The organism is Nostoc sp. PCC 7107, assembly GCF_000316625.1.
Taxonomy (GTDB): Bacteria; Cyanobacteriota; Cyanobacteriia; order Cyanobacteriales; family Nostocaceae; genus Nostoc_B.
In genome coordinates this window covers 4,705,133-4,729,727 of record NC_019676.1, presented here as the reverse complement: position 1 = coordinate 4,729,727, position 24,595 = coordinate 4,705,133, and the positions used below count along the sequence as shown (strand labels likewise).

At 41.6% G+C, this 24,595-nt stretch carries 25 protein-coding genes; 15 read left to right on the top strand and 10 right to left on the bottom strand.

The features are described from left to right. Positions 1-100: 100 nt before the first annotated feature. A complete protein-coding gene (gene rimP, locus NOS7107_RS20200; RefSeq protein WP_015114804.1) occupies positions 101-562 on the bottom strand; it encodes a ribosome maturation factor RimP in 462 nt (153 codons plus the stop codon). Positions 563-772: 210 nt separating this feature from the next. Beyond that, a complete protein-coding gene (locus tag NOS7107_RS20195; protein WP_015114803.1) occupies positions 773-2,218 on the bottom strand; it encodes a hypothetical protein in 1,446 nt (481 codons plus the stop codon). A 237-nt stretch (positions 2,219-2,455) separates the two neighbouring features. On the opposite strand from NOS7107_RS20195, the gene NOS7107_RS20190 reads away from it, so the two are divergent. Then, positions 2,456-3,124, top strand: a complete 669-nt coding sequence (locus tag NOS7107_RS20190) for a peptidoglycan-binding protein (protein WP_015114802.1) — start codon at positions 2,456-2,458, stop codon at positions 3,122-3,124. An 87-nt stretch (positions 3,125-3,211) separates the two neighbouring features. Here NOS7107_RS20190 and NOS7107_RS20185 read toward each other — a convergent pair whose 3' ends face one another. After that, positions 3,212-4,108 carry a hypothetical protein gene (locus tag NOS7107_RS20185; protein ID WP_015114801.1) on the bottom strand — a complete coding sequence of 299 codons (897 nt, stop codon included), beginning with the start codon at positions 4,106-4,108 and terminating at the stop codon, positions 3,212-3,214. Between the two features lie 78 nt (positions 4,109-4,186). Then, the gene (locus tag NOS7107_RS20180; protein ID WP_015114800.1) at positions 4,187-5,008 is read right to left on the bottom strand and encodes a Uma2 family endonuclease; all 822 of its coding nucleotides are present in this window, start codon (positions 5,006-5,008) and stop codon (positions 4,187-4,189) included. Positions 5,009-5,459: 451 nt separating this feature from the next. On the opposite strand from NOS7107_RS20180, the gene NOS7107_RS20175 reads away from it, so the two are divergent. Together NOS7107_RS20175 and NOS7107_RS28025 are read left to right on the top strand one after the other, a co-directional pair. Beyond that, positions 5,460-5,927, top strand: coding sequence for a hypothetical protein (locus NOS7107_RS20175; RefSeq protein ID WP_015114799.1), 468 nt, complete (start codon positions 5,460-5,462; stop codon positions 5,925-5,927). A 224-nt stretch (positions 5,928-6,151) separates the two neighbouring features. Then, positions 6,152-7,029, top strand: a protein-coding gene (locus NOS7107_RS28025) for an IS630 family transposase (protein ID WP_253274444.1) whose coding sequence is annotated in 2 segments (ribosomal slippage) — positions 6,152-6,481 and positions 6,484-7,029 — 876 coding nt in all. Because the reading frame shifts where the segments join, the coding sequence is not laid out codon by codon here. Between the two features lie 223 nt (positions 7,030-7,252). Here the strand turns inward: NOS7107_RS28025 and NOS7107_RS20160 are convergent. The 4 genes from NOS7107_RS20160 to NOS7107_RS20145 form a co-directional block, all read right to left on the bottom strand. Next, complete coding sequence (locus tag NOS7107_RS20160; protein WP_015114798.1) at positions 7,253-7,582, bottom strand: type II toxin-antitoxin system PemK/MazF family toxin; 330 nt, start codon at positions 7,580-7,582, stop codon at positions 7,253-7,255. Positions 7,583-7,585: 3 nt separating this feature from the next. Beyond that, the gene (locus tag NOS7107_RS20155) at positions 7,586-7,807 is read right to left on the bottom strand and encodes a hypothetical protein (protein ID WP_015114797.1); all 222 of its coding nucleotides are present in this window, start codon (positions 7,805-7,807) and stop codon (positions 7,586-7,588) included. A 54-nt stretch (positions 7,808-7,861) separates the two neighbouring features. Next, a complete protein-coding gene (locus tag NOS7107_RS28020) occupies positions 7,862-9,958 on the bottom strand; it encodes a protein kinase (RefSeq protein WP_015114796.1) in 2,097 nt (698 codons plus the stop codon). Between the two features lie 457 nt (positions 9,959-10,415). Next, positions 10,416-10,676: a hypothetical protein gene (locus NOS7107_RS20145; RefSeq protein WP_015114794.1), complete on the bottom strand. Its 261-nt coding sequence runs from the start codon at positions 10,674-10,676 to the stop codon at positions 10,416-10,418. Between the two features lie 533 nt (positions 10,677-11,209). Here NOS7107_RS20145 and NOS7107_RS20140 point away from each other — a divergent pair. The 6 genes from NOS7107_RS20140 to NOS7107_RS20120 all read left to right on the top strand — a co-directional run bounded on the left by NOS7107_RS20140 (position 11,210) and on the right by NOS7107_RS20120 (position 14,685). Continuing rightward, positions 11,210-12,196, top strand: a complete 987-nt coding sequence (locus NOS7107_RS20140) for a phosphate/phosphite/phosphonate ABC transporter substrate-binding protein (RefSeq protein WP_015114793.1) — start codon at positions 11,210-11,212, stop codon at positions 12,194-12,196. A gap of 127 nt (positions 12,197-12,323) precedes the next feature. Next, positions 12,324-13,049, top strand: a complete 726-nt coding sequence (locus NOS7107_RS20135; RefSeq protein ID WP_015114792.1) for a phosphonate ABC transporter ATP-binding protein — start codon at positions 12,324-12,326, stop codon at positions 13,047-13,049. Further along, entirely contained in the window at positions 13,043-13,828 is a 786-nt protein-coding gene (gene phnE, locus NOS7107_RS20130) for a phosphonate ABC transporter, permease protein PhnE (protein ID WP_015114791.1), read from the top strand. Before NOS7107_RS20135 ends, phnE begins: the two co-directional genes overlap by 7 nt. Positions 13,829-13,884: 56 nt before the next feature. Beyond that, positions 13,885-14,172: a DUF433 domain-containing protein gene (locus NOS7107_RS20125; protein WP_015114790.1), complete on the top strand. Its 288-nt coding sequence runs from the start codon at positions 13,885-13,887 to the stop codon at positions 14,170-14,172. Then, positions 14,169-14,291: a hypothetical protein gene (locus NOS7107_RS29745; RefSeq protein ID WP_015114789.1), complete on the top strand. Its 123-nt coding sequence runs from the start codon at positions 14,169-14,171 to the stop codon at positions 14,289-14,291. Before NOS7107_RS20125 ends, NOS7107_RS29745 begins: the two co-directional genes overlap by 4 nt. 142 nt (positions 14,292-14,433) lie before the next feature. Beyond that, positions 14,434-14,685 (top strand): DUF5615 family PIN-like protein, encoded by a 252-nt coding sequence (locus NOS7107_RS20120; RefSeq protein WP_253274464.1) that lies wholly within the window; start codon positions 14,434-14,436, stop codon positions 14,683-14,685. A 120-nt stretch (positions 14,686-14,805) separates the two neighbouring features. On the opposite strand, the gene NOS7107_RS20115 is transcribed toward NOS7107_RS20120, so the two are convergent. Further along, positions 14,806-15,492 (bottom strand): (2Fe-2S) ferredoxin domain-containing protein, encoded by a 687-nt coding sequence (locus NOS7107_RS20115; RefSeq protein ID WP_015114787.1) that lies wholly within the window; start codon positions 15,490-15,492, stop codon positions 14,806-14,808. 80 nt (positions 15,493-15,572) lie between these two features. Further along, complete coding sequence (locus NOS7107_RS20110) at positions 15,573-15,827, bottom strand: Asr1405/Asl0597 family protein (RefSeq protein WP_015114786.1); 255 nt, start codon at positions 15,825-15,827, stop codon at positions 15,573-15,575. Between the two features lie 721 nt (positions 15,828-16,548). On the opposite strand from NOS7107_RS20110, the gene NOS7107_RS20105 reads away from it, so the two are divergent. From NOS7107_RS20105 to NOS7107_RS20080, 6 genes are all read left to right on the top strand, one after another. Beyond that, positions 16,549-17,103, top strand: a complete 555-nt coding sequence (locus tag NOS7107_RS20105; RefSeq protein WP_015114785.1) for a Dps family protein — start codon at positions 16,549-16,551, stop codon at positions 17,101-17,103. 583 nt (positions 17,104-17,686) lie between these two features. Next, on the top strand, positions 17,687-20,953 hold the full coding sequence (gene carB, locus NOS7107_RS20100; protein WP_015114784.1) for a carbamoyl-phosphate synthase large subunit: 3,267 nt from the start codon (positions 17,687-17,689) through the stop codon (positions 20,951-20,953). 752 nt (positions 20,954-21,705) lie between these two features. After that, positions 21,706-22,662, top strand: coding sequence for an RNA polymerase sigma factor, RpoD/SigA family (locus NOS7107_RS20095; RefSeq protein ID WP_044501011.1), 957 nt, complete (start codon positions 21,706-21,708; stop codon positions 22,660-22,662). Positions 22,663-22,840: 178 nt separating this feature from the next. After that, positions 22,841-23,185 (top strand): DUF760 domain-containing protein, encoded by a 345-nt coding sequence (locus NOS7107_RS20090; RefSeq protein ID WP_015114782.1) that lies wholly within the window; start codon positions 22,841-22,843, stop codon positions 23,183-23,185. Between the two features lie 356 nt (positions 23,186-23,541). Beyond that, the gene (mutT, locus tag NOS7107_RS20085) at positions 23,542-23,952 is read left to right on the top strand and encodes an 8-oxo-dGTP diphosphatase MutT (RefSeq protein ID WP_015114780.1); all 411 of its coding nucleotides are present in this window, start codon (positions 23,542-23,544) and stop codon (positions 23,950-23,952) included. 177 nt (positions 23,953-24,129) lie between these two features. Then, positions 24,130-24,588, top strand: coding sequence for a CBS domain-containing protein (locus tag NOS7107_RS20080; protein WP_172641466.1), 459 nt, complete (start codon positions 24,130-24,132; stop codon positions 24,586-24,588). Positions 24,589-24,595 lie beyond the last annotated feature (7 nt).

Genomic DNA, 24,595 nt, shown 5'->3' with positions numbered 1-24,595 from the left:
AGTAGGAAGTAGGAAAAAGCATTAGTAACGAGGGATTAGAGAAAAGATTGACTCTACTCCCTAGTCCCTAGCCTCTAATCTCTAAACCCTAATCCCTCGTTTACCGACGTTCGTCTAGTTGCACCCTAGTAATGAGAGAACGGGGAATCTCTACTACCCGACCTTTTTGATTTAAATAAATGTTGGTTTCATCCCGGCGAATCAACTGACCATTCCACTCTGGTTGTCCGTCGTGGGGTGGCGAAGTGGTGACAATCACAGGAAATCCTTTAAAGGAAATAAATTCTCTATCTGTCACCAATTGCCGCGAAATACCTGGACTAGACACTTCCAAAACATAAGCATCTGGAATGATCTCCGCCGCATCTAAGCAGGGTTCTAAAGCGCGGCTCATCCTTTCGCAATCCTCTAAACCAGTATCTTGCTGGGGATTGCGAATGTCTATCCGCAATACGGGTGGACGTTGGTTAGTGTGAAAAACTGCGCCAACGACTTCTAAGCCCAGTTCTGTTGCTACTGGTGTCGCCAAATCTATAATTTGTGGGACTAACGGATGAGTCATGCGAAATTTCAATAAAAAAAGTGGGCTTCGACCCACTTCCTGCGATAGGGATATCTTCCAAGAAGTCTTGTAACGAACTGATGATAGTTCGCCCTAAATTGAGTGTAGCGCATTTCTCTTAGAGTCAATAGTTAAATGGTCATTAGTCAGTAGTTAAAAGTAGGAGGCAGGAGGCAGGAGACAGAAGCATGGAATTTCATACTTCATACTTCATAATTTTTTTTCGACGATCGCAGAACTTTGCTCTACTATTGGCTGAATGTATGCTTGTGTTCTTAGCTGTCTGGTTTGCTCGACGATTGTCTCTATATCTTCTTGGGAGAGGCGTTGTACGTAGTTGAGCTTGACTTCTTCGAGGAAATCAAATAATAAGCTTTGAATTTCGGCAATTACTTTTTTTTGCTGCACTTCTGTACTTAAGGCGTTGGTAAAACTTTGCACAAGTTGAGTTGTGAGTTTTGCACCTTCAGGATCTTGAATAGCACTGACTAAAGCACCATACAAGCTGGTAGTAATTTGAGTGGCGAGTTGTTCGCTGAGTTGGGTTTGGGCTTGTCCAATTCCGGGGAAGGCTTGGAGGTTGCGGTACATAGGAACTTGATTTAACACCGTGTCGATGTTATGGCGCAAAATCGCCGCTAAGTCAGGCTGAATTTTGGGTAAAACTTGGTAGACGACGGTTTGTACCAGAAGGCTGGAGATCGCTTCTATTTCATTGACATTATTGATATCTACATACGGGCGTACGTTCTCTTGTTGCGATATCCAGCGGGTGAAATCACCTTGTTTAATCGAGATTTGAATCTGGTTGATTACCCTCACGACGACAATTTCTGTGAGTTCTTCGGCAAAATTTGCGACAACTGTTTGATTAATTTGGTGCTGTAATGGCTGAAGATTTAATAGTTTGGCTTGATCAAGACGGACGACTACAGGTATAACTCGCAACCAACGGCAAAAAGGTATGAGCAAAAATAAGTCGTACCAACGGTAAGATATGGCATTTAACCAGCCGGAACCGGGATGACGACGTTTGATATAAAAGATGCGTGCTAAAAACTCAATGGCAAATATAGTGATAAATGGTAGGTCTATTAGCCAAAAATCATCGAAATATTCGCTATTTTCCCCAATTTGGCGGTAGTAGTTGCTACCAATTAACGGACTAATTTTTTGATTGAAAAAGGTAAATTCTTGATTCCAGCCTTTTTCGGAGAGATAAGCTTGACTCCAGAAAGTGGTAAAGGACTGCTTGGCGGAATCTTTACCGATGCGATCGCGCATCCGGTTTTTAATTTTTTCTAGAGTACCACTCTTGCCAACTCCGGCAAACGGGTTGCTATCAATCATCTCGACACTCAGGCGGCTGAGTTCGTCTAGCTTCGCCTTTGCCTGTGGTGATGTTAAACCTGTTTGACTTACTTGTTCCTTGAGTGCATCTACGGCTTGTAAATAACTTTGGGTTTCTCTGTGGGCGGCGATGCCTTTAATTGGATCATATATTTGGGTAACTTTAGGTAATCTCCGCAAGTAGAAATCACGCCACTGTACATAAGTCAAATCAAACATAACTAAGCCTAAGTTAACTGTGGCAAGCAATGCCATCAATCTTTCAAACCAAAGGTTTTTTTGTTTTGGCAATGTTTGATTAACCATTTTTTGTTTTAGATTATACAAGTTTCAAGTATTTAGTTATAACCCAACTGGAGATTTGATCAGAAGAAATAGGAAATCTAAATACTTCTCAAGAAAGATTGCAAAAAATTTATATCAATATTAATTAATTTTAATTAATCACAAATGATTAAACATTGAGAAAAAAGTCTTCAAGAAACGTAAAATGCACCTGTTAATCTCTATATCATGCTGATTTAACTGCAAGGAGTTTGAGATATGTGGTGTGGGTTTAATAAAACCAGCGCAATTATTGCTGCTACTTGCCTAGTAGGTACCAGTGTACTAGTTTCTGACAGTACCTTTGCAGCACGTCAACGTAACTATACGCCCCAAGAATTACGTGCTGTGTTGCACGGGCTAGGTTACAAAGTGAAAGTCTCGAATACACCTCTGACAGATGAGGAAACGAAAAAGGCTATCCGCGATTTTCAAAAAGGCTACAAGCTTGGTGTTGATGGGATAGCAGGGCCAAAAACTCAAGACTTTGCAGGCAATATTGTGGAAATTTTGCAAGCAAATCTAAATGTAGTGCTTAAACCAAATCCACCTCTACCTCGTGATCAATTCTTTGGCCCGCGTACAGAACAGTTAATTAAGGAGTATCAGAAAAAGAATCAGCTTTCAGAAACGGGAATAGCTAATTTAGCACTCCGTCAGAAGCTAAATGCAGACGCGAGAGAAATTGTAGGTAAGCCTCAATCTCCATCGTCACCCCAACCGACGGCTAAACCAACAGCTAAACCGACTGCGACACCAACACCAACACCAACACCAACAGCTAAACCACAAACTGCACCAACACCCACACCAACCGCGTCACCAACTGCTTCCCCAACACCGATACCGACGCTAACGCCAACAGAGATACCAACGCCAACACCTTAAATCTAGTTATCAGTCCTGACGGCGTATAGTTCGACAAGCTAAGTAACAGATGGGGGACTTAAACCCAAGGATTTAACTGATAACTGTTCACTGTAGTCTTTGATTAGGTTCTTCTAAAGGTCTACCTTTGGGTGTTGGTAAAATTGGGCGACGGTCATCGTAAGGCATGGGAATGTACTGTACGCTTGGCCGTCCTCCCTGGGGTTGGGGATACAAATCCATCAAGTCGTAAATGGAACGGGGTAGTCCGACGGTGATGGGCAACCCCATTTCTGTGGCTTCTTCCACGGTGATGGGATAATCGTGAGTAACCCGTCCGGTTGTCAAAGCTTCGATAATCGGTTCAATATTTTCTGGTTCAACTTTTTGTTGAGGAATATTATCTTTCAATAAAGTCCGCACAAAGCGTTGTACTTGTTGAATGGCTTTCTCTGACAAGTCTGCCATGATCAAAGTCTGATCATCAATTTCACCGATGGGTTTATCTTTAACTACTTTTAAAATGCTGGCGGCGGGGAAGTTACCTAATTGGGGATCAACTGGCCCTAAAACGGCGTTAGCATCCATCACAATTTCATCGGCAGCTAAAGCCAGCATTGTCCCGCCACTCATGGCATAATGGGGGACAAAAACTGTTACTTTAGAAGGATGACGAATTAATGCTCTAGCTATTTGTTCGGTTGCGAGTACCAAACCGCCGGGAGTGTGCAGAATTAAATCAATCGGAACATCTGGAGGCGTGAGGCGAATTGCTCGCAGGATTTGTTCTGAGTCTTCAATGGTGATGTAGCGTGAGATGGGGATACCTAGTAAGCTGATAGATTCTTGACGGTGTATCAGCAAAATCACCCGACTTTTGCGTTGCTGCTGGAATTCTTGGAGGCTGCGAACACGCCGATATTCTACTTGGCGTTTTTGCCAGAGGGGTTGTAGGGAAGAAAGCAGCAGAAAAATCCAGAATAAGTCCCCAATACCGAATCCCATAGGTTTGATTGTCCAAAAATAACAGTTCTTGTGATTAATTGTGACAATTTTTAGGCGATCGCAAGTCTATCTAGGGGTTTATTCCATCTCATCAGGTTTTACACCCAATTGGCGTAACCGTTCGGCTAATTTTTCTGCTTTTCTTCTTGCTTGTTCTGCTTCTTGTTTCGCATTTCTCGCTTCTTGTTCAGCAATTATCACCCGTTCATTAGCCGCAGCAACTTCTTCTGTAGGTTCGGGTATCAATTCACCTTCTAGGGTAAACCACCGTAACCATAATCTTTCAATATCTCGAAATGTGCCTTGCCATACACCCAAACTTAAACTTAACTCTGGCATGAGTATGCGTCCATTAGTTAAATTTATTGGCTCATAATGACCGCCAACTAACCCAAATGCTTGGAGTTCATTGGTATAACGACTAAACACAATATAGTAAGGAATCCGCAAGATTTTTTCATAAACTTCCCATTTACTCGGCGGTTTATCTTCTGATTTTTCGCTAGTTCCTAAGTCTTCCGCTTCTGTACCAGGTGATAATAATTCCACAATCACAAAAGGATTTGCTGGCTCTTGCCAAGTCACATAACTTAACCGCAAATCTTCACCTTTGTAGAGTTTTTTAACTCCCACAACACCAAACCAATCGGGGCGTTTATACCATAAAGGATGCTGCAAATCATAATAAAGATTCAAGTCAGCAGTACTATAAACCAACTCTGGATTCCAATTAATTGGTTGAAAAGTTAAGTATAAAAGTAACGGTTGTAGAAAATGAAAATCGTCTGGCAAACCTGGTTCCTCTGGATTATCGCTGGGTAAATCATACATTGTTGGCAGCGTTTCCCAAGGAGGACGCGGCGGGTCAGATTGTGGGATGTAGTGAGGATATGTAGTCATAATATTTAATTCGAGATGTTTAGATACCCGACTTCTTGAAGAAGTCGGGTATCTTGATATTCACGAATGATTTAGGATTGCTATATTTTAATTCAACAATTCAATGTACGTTAGCCTCTAGCACAACACACACTACTGAATTAAAGGAAAAAATTGTAGGTTGGGTGAAGTGGAGCGTAACCCAACAAAATTCTGAAGTGTTGGGTTTCACTGCGTTCCACCCAACCTACTTTTAATGCACTGCGGAGAGAGGCTTTAATTCTTGCTCCCCTTCCCTTGTAGCAAAGGGGTTGGGGGTTAGGTTGGAGATAAAGTTGCACACGGCGTTAATTAGCAAAATATTTCCTGTTTGTTGGTATAAAAAAAATTTCTTAATTGCTTACAAGTAACGATAATTGCCTAACTGACTTGGGGAACACTGAAATTAAGTAAAATTTAGGGTGTATGAAAAATGCCAGAGTCTAAAGTTAGTGCAAAACTTTCTTCAGCAGATCGGGAAGCGGTGATGCAAGCAATTACAACTATCAAAGAAAAGTTACCATTCTTAGTAGATTTGTCAACGGAGGAGCGTAAATCTTTACCGAAGCTGGGAGATAAGAGTCGCGCTTTTGTGAGTAAGGCGTTGGAAATAGCCGCACAAAATCCCGACTTCTTACCGCGTTCTTTTGACTTGGACGAAATGCGCCGCGATATTGAATTATTTGAAGCCTTGTATCCGATTTTGCTGTCGTTATCACAACTGCAAGAACTGGTAGATGATACATCTGTGGCTGTGGGTAGTGAAGCTTATGCTGCGGGGTTGCTAGTTTATAACTATGCAAAAGCTAGTGGTAAAGGCGCTGGTTTAGAGACAATGATTGATGATTTAGGACGAAGATTTGCGCGGAAAACTAAAAAAGTCCAGCCACAACCCTTGTAAGTTGAGAAATTAACTCGACGTTTGAGCTTCTGAGCTTGGATGTTTTAGTTAAAAGTGAAAATCTCCGAGTTTAGATCTAAAATTTTCCTGTTGTAAGTGAGAACGTTCTTGTTGAAAACGAGAACGTTTTCGTTTTAAGTGAGAATGTTCTGGTTTTATAGCTGTAGCCAATAAGATTAGGACATAAACTATGAAGTATTCCTAGTATTGCGATTCAAACTCAGATGGCTAAACCCTATAGTGATGATTTCCGGCAAAAGGTGATGCAAGCAATTGAGTTGGACGGTCTCAAAAAGAGTGAGGCGAGCCAATTGTTCAATATCAGTCGCAATACGATTAACTTGTGGTGTCAAAGAAAAGCCCAAACGGGTGATATCAAGGTCAAATCGAGGCAGGAATGCCAAAGGGGTGGCAAAATCGATGATTGGGAGAAGTTTCGCGCATTTGTCAAAGCAAATGGTGATAAAACTCAAGTCCAAATGGTAGAGTTATGGGAAGGAGAGATTAGTCAACGCACGATTTCACGGGCATTGCAGAAAATTGGACACACCCGTAAAAAAAAACATATGGCTACTGTCAACGAGATGAAGCCAAACGAGCAACCTTTCTAGCACAACTGAAGAACCCAAAAGCACCACACTTGGTTTATGTCGATGAATCGGGAATGGATGAACGAGATAACTACGGCTATGGGTACTCACCAACAGGGGAACGATTTTACGACCTCAAATCCGGTCGGCGACAGGGACGCATTAACATGATTGCTGGGTATCGGGATAATCAATTGATTGCCCCATTTACAGTCGAGGGGGCGTGTAACCGCACAGTGTTTGAAACCTGGCTAGAAACATGTTTGATTCCGGTTTTGCGTCCCGGTGAGTGGGTAATTGTGGATAATGCGACGTTTCATCATGGTGGTCGAATTGCCCAACTCATACATGATGCAGGCTGTGAACTTGTTTATTTACCTCCCTATTCACCAGACCTTAATCGTATTGAGAAGTGTTGGGCATGGTTAAAAAGTAGGATTCGCAAACAATTACACAATTGTGATCATTTACGTGATGCTATCGAATTCGTTCTCAAGCACGCAGCGTCCTAATAAAACTGGCTATAGCTATAAGTGAGAATGTTTTTGCTTGAAACGAGAACATTGCGGTTTGAAGTGAGAACGTTTTCGTTTCAAGTTAAAATTTTGCTGTTTGAAACTAGACAGTTGAGGGTTAAAGAGCGATATTTACGGTAAGCTACACTAATGGTTGACATTTAGGGCGATCGCTACACCTAGCTAAATTTAGCAGTCATGCTATGCAAAAGAACTTTATTTATATAGAAGACCATATTTGATTGATGTGCTGACGCACTTTTTCCCAATCATTTGATTGTAAAGTTCCTAATTGACGTTCTAATAGACGCTTTTCTACTGTGTTTAGTTTATGTAATCTCACTACCGAAGGACGCATTAAACCTGCTTGCTGCCATTCGATAATTTCAACATCAAAAGCTGTTTGAGTTATTTGACTAGTAATGCGCGCCACAATAACATCATTATCTCCTGTATCTAAAAGTAACAAAACCGGACGGAGTTTGAATGTTACTGCATCAGAAAAAGGCAGTTTGAGTAAAATGACAGAGCCAGGTTGATAATTTTGCATTGCTTAAATTGTGTCGTAGATAGCATCATCTTCGCTGTAGCCTTTTAATAATTGTTCGGACGCAAGACGATGCCAAGCTGCTTCCTCTTGTTCTTCTTCAGTGGGTTCATTGACAAGAATAATTACTTTTACCTGCTGGTTATTTGCTAATTGTTGCAAAACAGCATTCGGTAATTCTATTTTGCCTTCATCGGTGACATTGGCAGGAAATTCGTATGCTTTCATATTGTGTTTATTGTTCGCTAGTTCTAATACTATTTTGACGCTGTGATTGCACAACTAGCTGTGTCGCCAAATTTTGATACTCCCGCTCCTACCTCCAGCAGCAAGCCAACATCCATCGGGGGTAAAAGCGACGGAACTAACTGAATCAGAATGATCAGGGAGAGTGCGAATTTCGCTTCCTGTTGTCACTGACCACAGTTTGATAGTCCCGTGCCAACTACCACTAGCCAGGATTTGCCCATCTTTACTGATGGCTACGGAATTAACCGAGGAAGAATGACCAGTGAGGGTAAGAATTTCTCTGCCTGTTGTCACTGACCACAGTTTGATAGTGTGCCAACTACCACTAGCCAGGATTTGTCCATCACTACTGATGGCTACGGAATTAACCGAGGAAGAATGACCACTCAGGGTGCGAATTTCGCTTCCTGTTGTCACTGACCACAGTTTGATAGTCTTGTCGTCACTACCACTAGCCAGGATTTGTCCATCACTACTGATGGCTACGGAATTAACCGAGGAAGAATGACCACTCAGGGTGCGAATTTCGCTTCCTGTTGTCACTGACCACAGTTTGATAGTCTTGTCGTCACTACCACTAGCCAGGATTTGCCCATCACTACTGATGGCTACGGAATTAACCGAGGAAGAATGACCAGTGAGGGTAAGAATTTCTTTACGGCACTTCCCGCTATTATGCAATATAGTTCTTCTTATTGCCCCTCTCCTTGCATAGCTTTTAGCTTTGAGGATGTACCTATGAGCTACCCGATGAAGTACTGTACCTGTTGATACTTCCCACAATTTGATAGTGTTGTCGTCACTACCACTAGCGAGAATTTGCCCATCACTACTGATGGCGACGGAATTAAGCCGACCGGAATGACCAGTTTGGATAAGAAGAATTTCTTTCCCTGTTGATACTTTCCACAATTGGATAGCGTTGTCGTTACAATTAGCTAGAATTTGCCCATCACTACTGATAGCGACGGAATGAACCAAAGCGGAATAACTACTCAGGGTGCGGAGAAGTTGACCTGTTGTCACTGACCACAGTTTGGTAGTGCTGTCCATACAACCACCAGCCAGGATTTGCCCATCACTACTGATAGCGACGGAATGAACCCAACCGGAATAACCACTCAGGGTGCGGAGAAGTTGACCTGTATTTGATGAAAAAAAGTGAATAACGTAACCTGCCGCACTTACTAAAATATCTCCCTTGGGGCTAAGGGCTATTGCCCCAGAAATTCCCAGAATATTGTGGACGCATTCCCAAGATGTAGATGTATTGGGAAGAGATATTACTGGTTGTGTTGGCGGTATGGGACTTGCACCCAACAAATCCAACCACTCCTGCACCGACTGAGGGCGCAACTTATAATTTAACACCATCCCCTTCATAATTGCCTCATTCACCCTGTCGCTAACACTGCCATTCAACTCCTTGGGTGCTGGTAGCGTAAAATTTTGCAGTCTAGCTGGTGCTGGCATGGGCAATTGTCCAGTCAGCAAAGCATATAATGTAGCGGCTAAGGCATAAACATCAATATATTCTCCCCGTTGTTCGATGGGTGCATATTGTTCTGGTGGCGCGTAACCAGGGGTAAGACTCTGTGTATGCTGTTGGACTGCACCAGAAATAAATTGTCTAGCAAGGCCAAAGTCAATTAGTACGGCCTCTGGTTTACCCGCACGCATCATAATATTACTGGGCTTCAAATCCCGATGCAGCAAGCCTTTCTCGTGAACCAATATCAAAGCTTCGCCAATTTGCCGAATATATTCCAGTGCTTCCGCTTCCGGTAACGCCCCTTTTTCAGTTATTCGCTTCCCCAAATCTTCGCCTGCGATGTACTCCATCGCCATACATGGCAAATTACCTTCATTAAAGACGTTTTCTACCTGCACAATATGAGGATGGTGACACAAAGCCAGTCGCAAAGCTTCATCACGAAAGTCATGCCGTAATTTATCTTGATGTGGTATCCATTTGGGATGATTGAGGATTTGTTCTCTGAGGGTTTTGATGACTCGCAATTCACCGCGTTGATTTTTCGCAAGATAGGTAATCCCAACTCCACCTTCGCCTAATTTTCTCTCGATGATGTAGCGCCTGCCAAATAACTCCTGCCCTGGATTCCACACCATAGGTCAAAACCGTAGTTTTACTGATATTTTATTTTGACATACGCACTCACTCAGTCTCGTGGGCGGGAAGATTTAAGCTGCTGCTGATGGAGCCTACAATAGCGATATAGCCGCCATCAACGTTCTGGCTTTCGATGTAAATATTCTCCGGTGCGTTGCACTGCGTGACAACACACCCTACAAAATTTATTAACTGAGGAAAAATTTATGATAACAGTACCAATCCAATTACCCGAAACAGTATTTTCAGCACTTCGCAAAAATCCTGAAGAATTTATTCAAGAAATGCGAATATACTGCCCAAGAGTTAGTTGAAGAACTAGCAAATGTTGATTAAGCGTGTAATTATTAACTCTTCACCGTTAATTGTGCTTTTGAAAAGTCAACAAGCACAATTAATCCCACGTTAGATTGTTCAGATACCCGACTTTTCTTTGAAAGTCGGGTATCTAAACTACTACATCAAAAGTTGCCGGATTAAAATACTCATAACTTCATCTGAGTTACCAGTTGGTAACAGTGGACTCCAATCGCCGACGCTGGCGTAACCAATTATTTGCAAACGGTGAATGGTAATAGTGACAGCTTTGGGAGAACCAATGAGTAAATGTTTTATCGGTTCTCTGTGAGGAATTTGCTGTTGGGTGGCTTGTTCTAAATCTGCGTAACGCAGGTATTGTTCTAATTTAGACTGGGCGGAATTTGGTAATTGTGCCATGATTGTTTTGTATTCCTAGTAGGTTTACATAAAGGCGATCGCAGACTCTTGCCGGAGAACGATCGCCTTTATTCGTTAGTAGGTTTTAGATAAGGGCGATCGCAAACTCTGGCTGGAGGGCGATCGCCTTTATCATGTCTTTATATTAAAGTATAATTTTATACTTGTCAATCATTAATAGAAAAATTCATGTTAGTTAATTGCCAAGTTTTGCTGACAATGAACTAACAGTAATTCATGATTAATCATAGATAATTCGTAACTATTAAATTCATAATTTATCAGAGAATATTGTTGGTAAATATTTGGATAATCATGAATATTTAAATTCTAAAAAAACCTCTGCTTTCAGAAATATCACAACTTTTTTCTAGCGCCTAGTTCCCATTTTCCAGCTAGTTAACAGCCTGTTGCTATCTTTAGTCATCCAATTCATATTGACTTTTATTCCTAAAAGTCTTAGATTCATTTGTTGGAATAGTTGAAATTTTTTATTAAAAATACTGCTAATAGTTCCTAATGGAGAGTTAAAAATGAGTGTGAGTAAAAAGGGCGTACTGGGTGCTGGTGCTGTATTTGCGGCGCTGACAGGTTTGGTTATTGGCAGTTTTGGGGCGATGCAAACAACTAATGCTAATGCTAACGCCATTTCTAATCAACAAGCGCCACGCTTACTTGCCCAAGGTAGAAGACTCAATAATTTAACAGTAATTTTTCCTAGTCGTTCTGACTCTACAGACTTGCAAACAAAAGCCAATGCAGTAGCTAAGTTTCTCTCTAACGAGTTAAAAATTCCCGTCAAAGCCCAAATTGGTGATGATACGGCGGCGGTGGAAGCGTTGAGAGCAAATCGCGCTGATGTGGCGTTTCTTAGCAGTCGTCCGGCGTTGAAAGCGGAACAGTTGGCAAATGCTAAGTTGTATTTAGCGGAAGTGCGTGATAATTATTCTGGCAGATACACCTATAATTCAATATTTGTAGTTCCTAGCAATAGCCCACTTAAAACCAGAAATACTGCTCAAGCAACCCTAGGACAACTACGGGGTAAGCGCATGGCCTTTACTTCCCCAACTTCTGGTTCCGGGTTTATTTTCCCGGTGAGTGAGTTAGTAAAACAAGGATTTGTCCCCAACCGCGATCGCCTCGACGGTTTCTTCGGTCAAGTAGCTTATGGTGGTAATTACAGCAAAGCTTTACAAGCTGTAGTGCGCGGACAAGCTGATGTAGCAGTTGTTTCAGAGTATGCCCTATTTTCTCCCTACATCACCGCCCAAGAAAAAAACCAGTTGCGTGTACTGTATAAAATCTCAGGTGTTCCCGCCCACGGTATCGCCATTGATGATGATGTCCCAGTTCAAGATAGAGAAAGATTAATCAACGCTTTACTCAAGTTAAATCAGTCACAAAATAATCAACTACTCCGCAACTTATACAACTCCACCGAATTAGTCAGAGTTGATCATAGTCGTCATCTTGCCCCAATTCGTACTGCCCTAACAAGAATTGGAATTGCACCTTAGTTAAGAGTATTGAGTACTGAGTGCTGAGTGCTGAGTGGATAAAAAGAACTTCATACTTAATAGATTCTGTAATATACTCGGCGGCTTTTTAACTCAGCACACAGGACTTTGATGGAGACGCATATTGATGAATGATTGTGTAATTGAATGTCATAACTTAGAAACAGCCTATACTACTGCTTTAAATCGCCCTATCTTGAATGACATTAGTTGTCAAATCAAGCAGGGTGAGTTTGTGGTTTTACTGGGACTCAATGGTGCAGGTAAGTCTACATTATTGCGATCGCTTGTGGGATTAGTCCCCTGTAAGAAGGGAAAAATTACCATCAATGGTTTGACAATCACACCCCGCACACTTCCCGAAATTCGCCGCAATGTTGGGATGATATTTCAGGGCGGTGGATTAATTCGCCAGTTGTCAGCCATTGATAATGTATTGTGTGGCAGATTGGGCGTAAGGACAACTTGGCAGACATTGTTGGGATTTCCAGGGCGCGATCGCAACTTAGCGATGGATTTACTCGCACAGTTGGATTTAAAAGAACAAGCCTATCAAAAAACCAGTCAACTCAGTGGTGGACAGCAACAACGTGTAGCGATCGCCCGTGCATTAATTCAATCACCGCAGATACTCTTAGCCGATGAACCAATTACCGGACTAGATGTCGTCGCTTGTCAACAGGTGATGGAAAGTCTATCAGAATTGCACCAGCAAGGGATGACGATTGTCACAGTTTTGCATGATTTAGGTATAGCAGCAAAATACGGACAACGTGCGATCGTCTTAGATGCTGGACGCATTGTTTACGACGGAATTTGTGAAAACCTGCAAGCCCAATTTGTCAAATGTTAAATCTCAAAACTCTTCGCCGTTACCCTTGGGTGAGTCCCCTCATCATCCTGTTAATTGTTGTAGTAGTTTATGCTTGGGCGTTGCGAGGTATCAAAGTCGATTTTGAATTGGTGATATCTAGCTGGCCTTACATCACCGATTTTATCTCTCGGTTATTTCCCCCTGATACCACGGTTATAGACATAGCAATTAAAGCACTCATAGAAACAGTGCAGATGTCTTTATGGGGAACCACCATCGGCGCAATTTTATCATTACCAATCGCTGTCGCTAGTGCTAATAATGTTGCGCCTCGTTGGTTGCAATGGTTAGCTAACTTACTACAAAATGCTGTCCGTTCCGTTCCTTCCATTATTTTGGGGTTGATTTTCGTCGCCGCCACAGGTTTAGGCGCACCAGCCGGAACTTTAGCCTTAGCAATTTACACCATTGGCTATCTAGCAAAGTTTTATCAACAAGCGATTGAAGCCGTCAACGCCAAGTCTTTAGAATCTTTGCAAGTCATGGGTGCATCAAGATTTCAAATTATGCAGTACGGCATTTTACCCCAAGTCTTACCCTTGGGTTTAGGTTATACCTTATGGATGTTTGAATATAATATCCGCGCCGCTTCAGTGTTGGGTGTAGTTGGCGCTGGGGGAATTGGCTTTCAACTCAAGAGTTATATCGATGGTTTTGAGTACAACAAAGCCACAACTATGATGTTAGTGCTATTGGTAGTTGTGACTGTAATTGATACTTTTAGTAGTAAATTGCGTCAGCGTCTAGATTCGATGTAGTCGCACTTATCAAACTGTTGATTTACGATCAAAGTTAAAACAGAGGACTTGAGTGAATGCAAACCTTTACAGACATTGGTGCATTGATTGTTCGCACACCAGGAACACTTGGTGGCCGTCCTCACATAGCAGAAACCAGAGTATCTGTACAAAGAGTTGCAGCTTGGTACAAAATGGGGCTAAATGCTGAGGAAATATTTGAAAGAATGGGGAACTTGACTTTGGCGCAAGTATATGAAGCATTGACTTATTATCATGCTAATCGAGAAGAAATTGAAGCTTACCTCACGGCTGAAAAGTCCAACTATGAACAATTAGCAGCATCGATGAATCAGTCATTATGAGCAAAATACGGTTGTTCATAGATGAGGATGCAATGAATCATCGATTTGTCGCATCATTAATAGCAAGAGGCGTAGATGTGACAACCGTTGGAGAATTAAGTAACCTCAGTTCGGGTTAACAAGATTTAATCGAACCACAGAGACACAGAGATCACAGAGTTATGAGAGTTTGAGAGATATTTTGCATAAGTTTTAGGATTTTGGGCTAACGATAGAATCATGTTTTGGGCTTATCTCGAACTCAGGTTAAGTAGAACTGGTTTGAGTGATGAAGAACAGTTAGCTATATCAACTGAACAGCAGCGTGTATTTTATACATTTAATGTTAGTGATTTCTGTCAGTTGCATAGTCTCTACATTATTGAAAAAAGAATTCATTCAGGGATTGTTATTTCCACACAAGATTATTCAATTGGTGAGCAGATGCGGCGAGTTTTGAAGTTGATGACAACTAAATCTGCTGAAAATATGGAGAATCAGCTAGTTTTTTTAAGTGCCTATCCTGAAGAGTAATCTAAATAACTACCCAATAACATATTAAAAAACCCAGCTATAACTCCTGCATATCTTTTGCAAAAGTTGTAGCCAAGTCTTTAGGGAACACACTAATCGTCTAACTTTATAATTTTCTCATTAAATTACAGAGGTTTTTACAGAAACTTCATTGAAATTAGATATTTTTATTGGTAATAATTCTGAGTTATCAGTTTGCTTATCTTCGGACTTTTCCGCAAAGTGCTTATCCATGACTGAAGCAACTTGAGATGTTTGAATGCGGCTGTAGCGGGTTTTATCGGGCATCACTACATTAGGGCCTGCTTTGCAGTTTTTCATGCAGCCTGTACTTTTGATGGTAACTTGGTCTTCTAGGCCGCGATCGCTCAATGCTGCCTCAAATGCCTGACAAACTTCTTTACCGCCCCGTTTCCAACAGTCTGACTTTTGACACATTAAAATTGTCTGCTTCGTCTTGGCTGGTTTGACTTGAGCCACATTACTAGCTGGCGGTTCCTGTAATGCTACGCTGGTTGCAACTCTACCGCCTAAATCAGAACGCGCAGCCATCACCCGTTCTGCTTTCAGAGTATACTCACTCTTTTTTTCATCATATTTTTTCGTACCAACAACTTGCAACCAAGTACCTTTTGGTAAACGCAAATCAAAAGCAGCCCTTAAGGGTTTAGCCAGCTTAACGTAGCATTCACCTTCAGAAGTTTCTAATATCAAACCTTTTAGCTTATAACCATCTTTAATAACAAAATCTATAAATCTGCCTTCCAAACAAAATTCCGTGATTTCTTGACTGTAGATTATACCCATCTTCTTTGCCCTCTTTTTTACTGAATAATTTTGTTCTAATCGCGTAATAACTTGCAGACATCTGTCCTTGGTGATTACTTTCAGTAGCGGCTTTGCCAGCTATTCTCAAGAATCTGAATTAGTTCTGGACGGCAGGCGAGGAATCGTTGCATCACACACCAAAATTGAACCATTGCCAAAGGATTAGCAATTTCAACTTGCAACGGCTGGTTAGTCTCACAGCAACAGGGAATATCTAGCTCATTTAAACGTTGATAGACTTGCCAGCGGTCTGCCCAATTAACTTCAACTACGTACTTCTGGTCTATTTCTGACTCGGAACTAAACGATTTCAAGAGACGAACCCTCAAAAGTGCGACAAATTTGCAGTAACTAGCGTGCCTTTCCTCCCCGATTCTGAAAAATCTTAGGATTACAGTTTCTTTAAATAAGCATAACTTAAGTGCGAACTATTCTCAGTTATTCTCTAAGGAAAATATGAAAATTTCTCATTAATATTGGGTTAACAACAAGCTCAACCGCTTATGTCATCAAGCTTTGACCTGATTTTAATTTTGCAAAAATTTTTTAAATTTTTTTCAGCTTAATTTTTAGGCAACTAGTATTGTGGATGGGAATGACTGTCTACACGTAGTTTTTATCACTTCATCGATGCGCCAGCATCTTTCAGTTGGTATGAGTACTGGTAATGAAGAATAGTCTTCTTTAACCTAGTTGTTCTACTGGAAATGTAAAGCAGAATTAGTCTCAAATCCCCTTGAATCCTACCTTATAACTCTTGGCTTCGATCTTTTTACTGATATGTTCTTTGTTTCTTCTGATGCGTGACTTTCTTACTTGGTAATTTCTACTATTAGTAAACATTTCTACAATCTCAAGATATACGCCTAACGAAATAGGCGCAGATTAACTCGATAAAAAGCAAAAATTTGCAATTGTCGCCACAAAAAAATTGAGAAATTTATGATATTCTTTGAACTTGCTTTTATTTTTAGAATGTTAATATGTAAAAACTAAGCAGTTAAAAACCATAACTGCAAAAAAGCGAGGAGAACCATGTCTGATACACAAACTTTGTTACAAAATTTCGGTCAGGTTTATGACAATCCTGTACTGTTAGACCGTAGTGTTACTGCTCCAGTTACAGAAGGACTAAACGTTTTATTAGCTAGTTTCCAGGCTTTATACTTGCAATACCAAAAACATCATTTTGTTGTAGAAGGGGCAGAATTTTACTCATTACATGAGTTTTTCAACAGCAGTTACAATGAAGTACAAGACCACGTGCATGAAATTGGCGAAAGACTTAATGGTTTAGGTGGTGTACCCGCTGCGTCCTTTAGCAAATTGGCAGAACTAACCTGTTTTGAGCAAGAATCTGATGGCGTATATTCTTCCCGCAAAATGGTAGAAAATGACCTAGCCGCAGAACAAGCAATTATTAATGTGATTCGCCGTCAAGCTTCTCAGGCTGAGAGTTTAGGCGACCGTGGTACACGCTATTTGTACGAAAAAATTCTGTTAAAGACTGAAGAACGAGCTTATCATTTAGCTCATTTCTTAGCCAAAGACAGTTTAACCTTGGGTTTTGTGCAACCTGCTCAAAACTAGAAATCTGATTATCTAGTCTATTTTTTATACTGTTGCGACAAAATTTGACAGCACAGGATATTAAGAAAAGGTAAAAAATGACAGAGAAGTAGCCAGTATCTCTGTCATTTTTTATTTCGATATGCCAAAAATCACTAGATCAAATTATTCTTTATTTAGATATTAAAAATTATTAGCAATTAAGTAAATGATAAAGATTTTTATTTAAGAAATATTTCACGCTTTGTTGAAGAGTAATATAAGCTAGAAACTCATATTTAAATTATGAGACCAGCAACTTAAATAAAAATTATTTGCGGATAATTGAGAATTTGCGTTTTGAGAATTAGTGAAAACTGTAAACACGAAAAAATCTGGATACTGAGTTAGTAAAGACGAGTCAGGCACATGAGATAGTAAAAGAGATATATTCGTCGATAGTAATTTGTTGTTTGTTAATCTTTCCCTACACGTCTGCTACGCTACTACCTTTTCTCTGGCTGCGGCGATCGCACCCGGAAAACTTGATAATAAACAACATGACTGAGGGCAAAGACCCTTAAAATAATCAGGATTTGTATTTTCGTACTCCTACCCCAAGACTATGCCCCGCCGTCAAGACCTGAAAAAAATACTACTGTTAGGATCTGGCCCAATTGTGATTGGCCAAGCCTGTGAGTTTGACTACTCTGGAACCCAAGCCTGTAAAGCGTTACGAGAAGAAGGCTATGAAGTGGTGTTAGTCAATTCCAATCCTGCCACAATTATGACTGACCCAGAAACGGCCGATCGCACTTACATTGAACCGTTAACACCAGAATTAGTCGCTAAAGTCATCGCCAAAGAACGCCCAGATGCTTTACTCCCGACGATGGGAGGACAAACCGCCCTCAACCTCGCAGTTGCTTTATCTAAAAACGGTGTTCTCGATCAATATAATGTGGAATTAATTGGCGCAAAGTTAGGCGCGATCGAAAAAGCGGAAGACCGTAAACTATTTAATGAAGCAATGGCCAAGATAGGCGTGCATGTCTGTCCTAGTGGTACAGCTTCATCTTTAGAAGAATCCAAAGCGATCGCCCGCAAAATTGGTAGTTATCCCCTAATTATCCGTCCCGCCTTTACAATGGGGGGGACTGGTGGTGGTATTGCCTACAACCAAGAAGAATTTGAAGAAATGGCGCAAGTGGGGATTGATGCGAGTCCTGTATCGCAAATTCTCATTGACCAGTCTCTCCTAGGCTGGAAAGAATATGAATTAGAAGTGATGCGGGATTTAGCAGATAACGTGGTGATTATCTGTTCCATCGAAAACATCGACCCGATGGGTATCCACACAGGCGATTCCATCACCGTTGCACCCGCCCAAACTCTTACCGACAAAGAATATCAGCGGTTGCGGGATATGTCGATTAAAATCATCCGCGAGATTGGGGTAGAAACTGGCGGTTCTAATATTCAGTTCGCTGTTAATCCTGTAACTGGGGATGTGGTTGTCATTGAAATGAACCCCCGTGTATCTCGTAGTTCCGCACTGGCTTCTAAAGCTACAGGTTTCCCCATTGCCAAAATAGCGGCGAAGTTAGCTGTGGGTTACACCTTAGATGAAATTAACAACGACATTACCAAAAAAACCCCTGCCTCCTTTGAACCGACAATAGATTATGTAGTCACCAAAATTCCTCGCTTCGCCTTTGAAAAATTCCCCGGTTCTGAACCAGTGCTGACAACACAGATGAAGTCTGTCGGAGAAGCGATGGCGATAGGACGGACATTCAACGAATCTTTCCAAAAGGCACTGCGTTCTTTAGAAACCGGACGCGCTGGTTGGGGTTGTGACAAAGCCGAAAAATTACCCAGTGGTGAACAAATCCGCGCCTTATTGCGGACACCGAATCCCGATCGCATTTTTGCTGTGCGTCACGCAATGCAAGTAGGGCTAACTATTGACGAAATCTACGAACTGACAGGGATTGACCCTTGGTTTTTAGATAAGATGCAGCAGTTGTTGGAGACGGAAAAATTCATCAAGCGCACACCGTTAAAACAGTTGACGAAAGAGCAACTATATGCTGTAAAACGAGAAGGTTATAGCGATCGCCAAATTGCTTTCGCCACCAAAACCACAGAAGATGAAGTCCGCGCCTACCGCCAAGAGTTGGGGATTGTCCCAGCTTACAAAACTGTTGATACCTGTGCGGCTGAATTCGAGGCCTTAACTCCCTACTACTATTCCACCTACGAAGAAGAAACGGAAGTTTTACCCTCAGATAAACCCAAAGTGATGATTTTGGGTGGTGGGCCGAACCGGATTGGTCAAGGAATTGAGTTTGACTATTGTTGTTGTCATGCTGCTTATGCTTTAAACGGCGCAGGCTATGAAACTATCATGGTCAACTCCAACCCAGAGACAGTTTCTACTGACTACGATACTAGCGATCGCCTTTACTTTGAACCATTAACTAAAGAAGATGTTCTCAACATCATCGAAGCCGAAAATCCCGTGGGAATCATCGTCCAATTCGGTGGACAAACACCTCTTAAGTTATCGTTACCTCTGCAACAAGCACTGAGTATTCATACCTCAGCCAGCAGCACTAAAATCTGGGGTACATCACCCGATTCCATCGACACCGCCGAAGATAGAGAAAGGTTTGAGAAGATTCTTAAGCAATTAAATATTGCACAACCACCGAATGGAATTGCGCGGAGTTATGAAGATGCGTTGATTGTGGCGAGACGCATTGGTTATCCAGTGGTGGTGCGTCCTAGTTATGTATTAGGTGGACGTGCAATGGAAATTGTCTACTCTGATACAGAACTAGAACGCTACATGACCTTTGCAGTACAGGTAGAACCAGAACATCCGATTTTAATTGATAAGTTCTTAGAAAATGCCATCGAAGTTGATGTAGATGCGATCGCTGATCATACCGGACGGGTGGTGATTGGTGGCATCATGGAACATATCGAACAAGCTGGAATCCATTCAGGAGACTCCGCTTGTTCTTTACCATCAATTTCACTCCCCCCAGCAGTTCTTAATCAAATCCGCACTTGGACTGTCCAACTGGCGCAAGCACTGTCAGTTATCGGATTAATGAATATTCAGTTTGCGGTTGTGGGTGTCGGTTCATACTCTCCCCAAGTTTACATTCTCGAAGCTAACCCTCGCGCTTCCCGGACTGTACCTTTTGTTTCTAAAGCGACAGGTGTGCAATTGGCGAAGTTGGCATCCTTAATCATGTCGGGTAAAACTCTTGAGGAGTTGGGCTTTACGGAGGAAGTCATACCCTCACATATTGCTGTAAAAGAAGCAGTTCTACCGTTTAATAAATTTCCTGGGACAGATACAATATTAGGCCCGGAGATGCGCTCAACAGGTGAGGTGATGGGCATAGATAGCGACTTTGGCCGCGCCTTTGCCAAGGCAGAATTAGCAGCCGGTGAGCGTTTACCCCTAAATGGTACTGTATTTGTCTCTATGAGCGATCGCGATAAATCAGCAGCTGTTTCTGTAGTCAAGGAATTTATTGACTTAGGCTTTACTGTTATGGCGACCTTCGGCACACGCCAGGTGCTTCGGGAAAATAACTTAAGTGTTGAATTGGTGCTAAAACTTCATGAAGGCCGTCCCCACGTCCTTGATGCGATTAAAAACCAGAAGATTCAACTCATCATCAACACACCTTCTGGCGAAGAAGCGCATACTGATGCAAGACTCATCCGCCGCACAGCCTTAGCCTACAAAATCCCTATCATCACTACCATTGCTGGGGCTAAGGCTACTGTTGCTGCTATCCGTTCTCTGCAAAATACTACTTTGGACGTAAAAGCCCTCCAAGATTATTCCATGAAGAGTTTGTCGTAACTTTGCCCGGCGTGGCGCTTAATTTGACTGGAGTATGAGGGGTTAGGAGACAGTTTAAAGATTTGACTTGTCTCCCACCCTTTTTTTATGAATCTGCTTCAAGCAGTATTTACAAGGAAAATTAAGTAATTATTATAGAAGAAACATTATAGTTACTATTGCGATATTTTAACAAATATGAGTAAACTATTTTTTCTCTCTGCGAATATTTATTAACTAACCTAGAGCGATCGCTCTCAGCCAGATGAAGTAATTATACTTATGCTAAAAGCTGTATTTATAGGAGTCTCAGCCCTCACACCAGAAACAAAGCAAACAAATGACGTTTCTCTACCCCTTAACCATAATCTACACTTCTCATTCTGGTTTGATGAGCAACAAAGGTTTATTCACGCCTGTGGTTAACCTATCACAACCATTCTCAATTCCAATCATTTTCCACCTGTGGGGCTTTTCAATGCTTCTCATAAATGTTACAATTTTTAATAAAGCTTAAAGAGGAAAGGTGTTGTTCTAGCTACCTTTATCTATCCGTAGATACTTGTACAAACTCAGAAAAAACTGTAACCTCTAGCAGTTAAGAGCGTAATTTTTGATTAATAAAAGCAACCGACACCAACGGACGCGTAAATCGTAAACCTAATATGTGTTTCCAGTCAAACTGGGCAGCACCCCAACAAACATCTATTTATTAGTTATCTACTAGTTGAATGACTCAAGCAATCAACCCAACACCACCAATGAGTAGCGCCATGAAGACCGCTCCGACAGCTACAGACCTCGTGCGGACTTACCTGCGTGAGATCGGCCGTGTACCACTGTTAACTCATGAAGAAGAGATTCGTTATGGCAAACAAGTGCAGCGTTCAACCGCTTTACAAGAAGTCAGAGAATCCTTGGCTAGTCAGTTGGGGCGTGAACCGACTTTAGAAGAGTGGGCAAAAGAGTCGAAACTAGACATAGCCGATTTGAACGATGCGATCGCCGATGGTGAAATTGCGAAACGGAGAATGGTTGAAGCCAATTTGCGCTTAGTAGTATCTGTAGCTAAGAAGTATATCAAGCGTAACGTTGATTTACTTGACCTGATCCAAGAAGGCAGCATTGGAATGCAGCGGGGTGTGGAAAAATTTGACCCCACCAAAGGTTATCGATTTTCTACATACGCTTATTGGTGGATTCGCCAAGCAATTACGCGGGCGATCGCTGAAAAAGCCCGTACTATTCGCCTACCCATTCACATCACCGAAAAACTCAATAAAATCAAAAAAGCCCAACGTCAGTTATCGCAAAAGCTCGGACGCGCCCCCTCTGTTGGAGAATTGGCAACAGAACTAGACCTAACTCCCAAACAAGTCAGAGAATATCTCGAAAAAGCCCGTTTACCCCTTTCCTTAGATCTACGATTGGGAGATAACTACGACACTGAACTCGGAGAAATGCTAGAAGACCCAGGCGCTTCTCCCGAAGAATTTGTCATGCAAACCTCTCTTTCATCTGATTTAGAGCGAGTCATGGAAGAACTCACCCCCCAGCAGCGAGAAGTAATTACCTTACGCTTTGGGTTAATTGATGGTCAAGCTTTAACCCTGGCCAGAATCGGTGAAATCTTAAATATCAGCCGTGAACGAGTTCGCCAAATCGAACGCGAAGCCTTAAACAAACTTCGCAAATCTAAAGCTGCTATGAATGAGTATTTGGCGAGTTAGTCATTAGGCGAGAAAATACTCTGGTTTTGGTACGGTTACACCGACTTCCAAGTGAGACTGTGCCTGTTAAATTATTTAACAGAAACACCAAAACGGCAGCTACGTTAAATAAACGACAGGCACTTATTATCTCAGTTGCAAACATAGCAGCCAGCAACGGTATTACAGGAGGTAAAACGTGAGTAACCAATCCAATCGAGTGTCAGAATTTTTTGACAGTGATGCGTCGGAAACCAGTAACTTTCTGTGGCAGTATGTTAAATCTTTAAGTCCAGAAACAGTTAGCCAGTTATCTCACCCAACCTCTCCTGAAGTTTTCCAAGTGATGGAACGCAACATTATGGGTTTATTAGGTAACTTACCACCCGAACATTTCAATACGACTATTACCACCAGTCGGGAGAGCCTTGGCCGGTTGCTGGCTTCCGCAATGATTAGTGGTTATTTTTTGCGTAACGCTGAACAACGTATGGACTTTGAAATAGCATTACAAGGTACGGAAACCAATCATCAAGACATTTAAGAGTAATGACAAGTTGTTGAGTTTATTTCAGCCGATGTACAGAACTCAGATTAGTTTTCTGCGGAATCTTGACAATCTACTTACCTAAAATTCCAAATTCCTGTGATGCGTTAGCGAAATATTCAAATACAGCCACTAATCGCTAACGCAATGAGGATTTTATCAATGGGAATAAATTGGATTTCTAGATAGTACATTGATGGCAAAGTAATCAAATCATAACTTGTTACTTTGTACAGCATCTGCGACAATATTGAATAAATTAAAGTAATTTCGCCTATTAATCTAAAAAACTCGGCAGACTAATTTAGTTTCTGCCGAGTTTTTTGATCAGTCACCTATCATTCTCATAAACTATGACTGAAATTAGTTCTATTACCCATAAAATTATTGGTGTCGCCGTAATTTGGAACGACCAGCAGCAAATTTTGATTGATCGCCGTCGTCCACAAGGTGCAATGGGTGGCTTATGGGAATTTCCTGGTGGCAAAATTGAGCCAGGAGAAACCATTGAAGAATGTATCCGGCGGGAGATAGCGGAAGAACTGGGTATAGAAATTGCAGTTAAAGACCATCTCATCACCATCGACCATACTTATACCCATTTGCGTGTGACTTTAACCGTGCATCACTGTCACTTCCTCGCAGGTATTCCCCAGCCCTTAGAATGTGATGAAATTCGCTGGGTAAGCTTAGATGAACTGGAAAATTACGCCTTTCCCCAAGCTAACGGTCAAATTATCGCCGCTTTGAAAAGTGCTGAGTAAAGCTGTCTTTTGACTATCCAGCATTACGCTCTGAGATTCATCATCGCTGAATAACTGCGATCGCTAATGGGCAAATAAAAATTGTTCACAAGTAACAATGTATTAACTCAATTCAGTTCATGGCGGCAATTTTCTACAATAATGCCAGGGACTATAAAAAATGGTGTCTGCAAGCAAATGTCTAAAACTGTTGCCGACGTAATGAGCCGCGACCCGATTGTTGTTCGGGCGGAAACTCCTCTGAAGGAAGCCATTAAAATTTTGGCAGAGAAACGCATCAGCGGGCTACCTGTGGTGGATGATGTCGGTAAATTGGTGGGAATTATTTCCGAAACAGATTTAATGTGGCAAGAAACTGGTGTAACTCCACCTGCTTACATTATGTTTTTGGATAGTGTTATCTATTTAAAAAATCCTGCTACTTATGATCGCGATTTACATAAAGCATTAGGGCAAACTGTTGGAGAAGTTATGAGCAAAAATGCTGTAACAATTTCTCCCAACAAAACATTAAAAGAAGCAGCACAAATGATGCACAATCGCAATGTGCATCGCTTACCTGTCTTAGATACTGAAGGTCAAGTAGTTGGTATTCTTACCCGTGGTGATGTGATTAGAGCAATGGCAGCAAGTTGATATTAGT

What these genes read in the sequence shown, in the direction of transcription:
- rimP (WP_015114804.1), bottom strand. Translation starts at nt 562, where the DNA reads ATGACTCATCCGTTAGTCCCACAAATTATAGATTTGGCGACACCAGTA.
- NOS7107_RS20195 (WP_015114803.1), bottom strand. Translation starts at nt 2,218, where the DNA reads ATGGTTAATCAAACATTGCCAAAACAAAAAAACCTTTGGTTTGAAAGA.
- NOS7107_RS20190 (WP_015114802.1), top strand. Translation starts at nt 2,456, where the DNA reads ATGTGGTGTGGGTTTAATAAAACCAGCGCAATTATTGCTGCTACTTGC.
- NOS7107_RS20185 (WP_015114801.1), bottom strand. Translation starts at nt 4,108, where the DNA reads ATGGGATTCGGTATTGGGGACTTATTCTGGATTTTTCTGCTGCTTTCT.
- NOS7107_RS20180 (WP_015114800.1), bottom strand. Translation starts at nt 5,008, where the DNA reads ATGACTACATATCCTCACTACATCCCACAATCTGACCCGCCGCGTCCT.
- NOS7107_RS20175 (WP_015114799.1), top strand. Translation starts at nt 5,460, where the DNA reads ATGCCAGAGTCTAAAGTTAGTGCAAAACTTTCTTCAGCAGATCGGGAA.
- NOS7107_RS20160 (WP_015114798.1), bottom strand. Translation starts at nt 7,582, where the DNA reads ATGCAAAATTATCAACCTGGCTCTGTCATTTTACTCAAACTGCCTTTT.
- NOS7107_RS20155 (WP_015114797.1), bottom strand. Translation starts at nt 7,807, where the DNA reads ATGAAAGCATACGAATTTCCTGCCAATGTCACCGATGAAGGCAAAATA.
- NOS7107_RS28020 (WP_015114796.1), bottom strand. Translation starts at nt 9,958, where the DNA reads ATGGTGTGGAATCCAGGGCAGGAGTTATTTGGCAGGCGCTACATCATC.
- NOS7107_RS20145 (WP_015114794.1), bottom strand. Translation starts at nt 10,676, where the DNA reads ATGGCACAATTACCAAATTCCGCCCAGTCTAAATTAGAACAATACCTG.
- NOS7107_RS20140 (WP_015114793.1), top strand. Translation starts at nt 11,210, where the DNA reads ATGAGTGTGAGTAAAAAGGGCGTACTGGGTGCTGGTGCTGTATTTGCG.
- NOS7107_RS20135 (WP_015114792.1), top strand. Translation starts at nt 12,324, where the DNA reads ATGAATGATTGTGTAATTGAATGTCATAACTTAGAAACAGCCTATACT.
- phnE (WP_015114791.1), top strand. Translation starts at nt 13,043, where the DNA reads ATGTTAAATCTCAAAACTCTTCGCCGTTACCCTTGGGTGAGTCCCCTC.
- NOS7107_RS20125 (WP_015114790.1), top strand. Translation starts at nt 13,885, where the DNA reads ATGCAAACCTTTACAGACATTGGTGCATTGATTGTTCGCACACCAGGA.
- NOS7107_RS29745 (WP_015114789.1), top strand. Translation starts at nt 14,169, where the DNA reads ATGAGCAAAATACGGTTGTTCATAGATGAGGATGCAATGAATCATCGA.
- NOS7107_RS20115 (WP_015114787.1), bottom strand. Translation starts at nt 15,492, where the DNA reads ATGGGTATAATCTACAGTCAAGAAATCACGGAATTTTGTTTGGAAGGC.
- NOS7107_RS20105 (WP_015114785.1), top strand. Translation starts at nt 16,549, where the DNA reads ATGTCTGATACACAAACTTTGTTACAAAATTTCGGTCAGGTTTATGAC.
- carB (WP_015114784.1), top strand. Translation starts at nt 17,687, where the DNA reads ATGCCCCGCCGTCAAGACCTGAAAAAAATACTACTGTTAGGATCTGGC.
- NOS7107_RS20095 (WP_044501011.1), top strand. Translation starts at nt 21,706, where the DNA reads ATGAAGACCGCTCCGACAGCTACAGACCTCGTGCGGACTTACCTGCGT.
- mutT (WP_015114780.1), top strand. Translation starts at nt 23,542, where the DNA reads ATGACTGAAATTAGTTCTATTACCCATAAAATTATTGGTGTCGCCGTA.
- NOS7107_RS20080 (WP_172641466.1), top strand. Translation starts at nt 24,130, where the DNA reads ATGTCTAAAACTGTTGCCGACGTAATGAGCCGCGACCCGATTGTTGTT.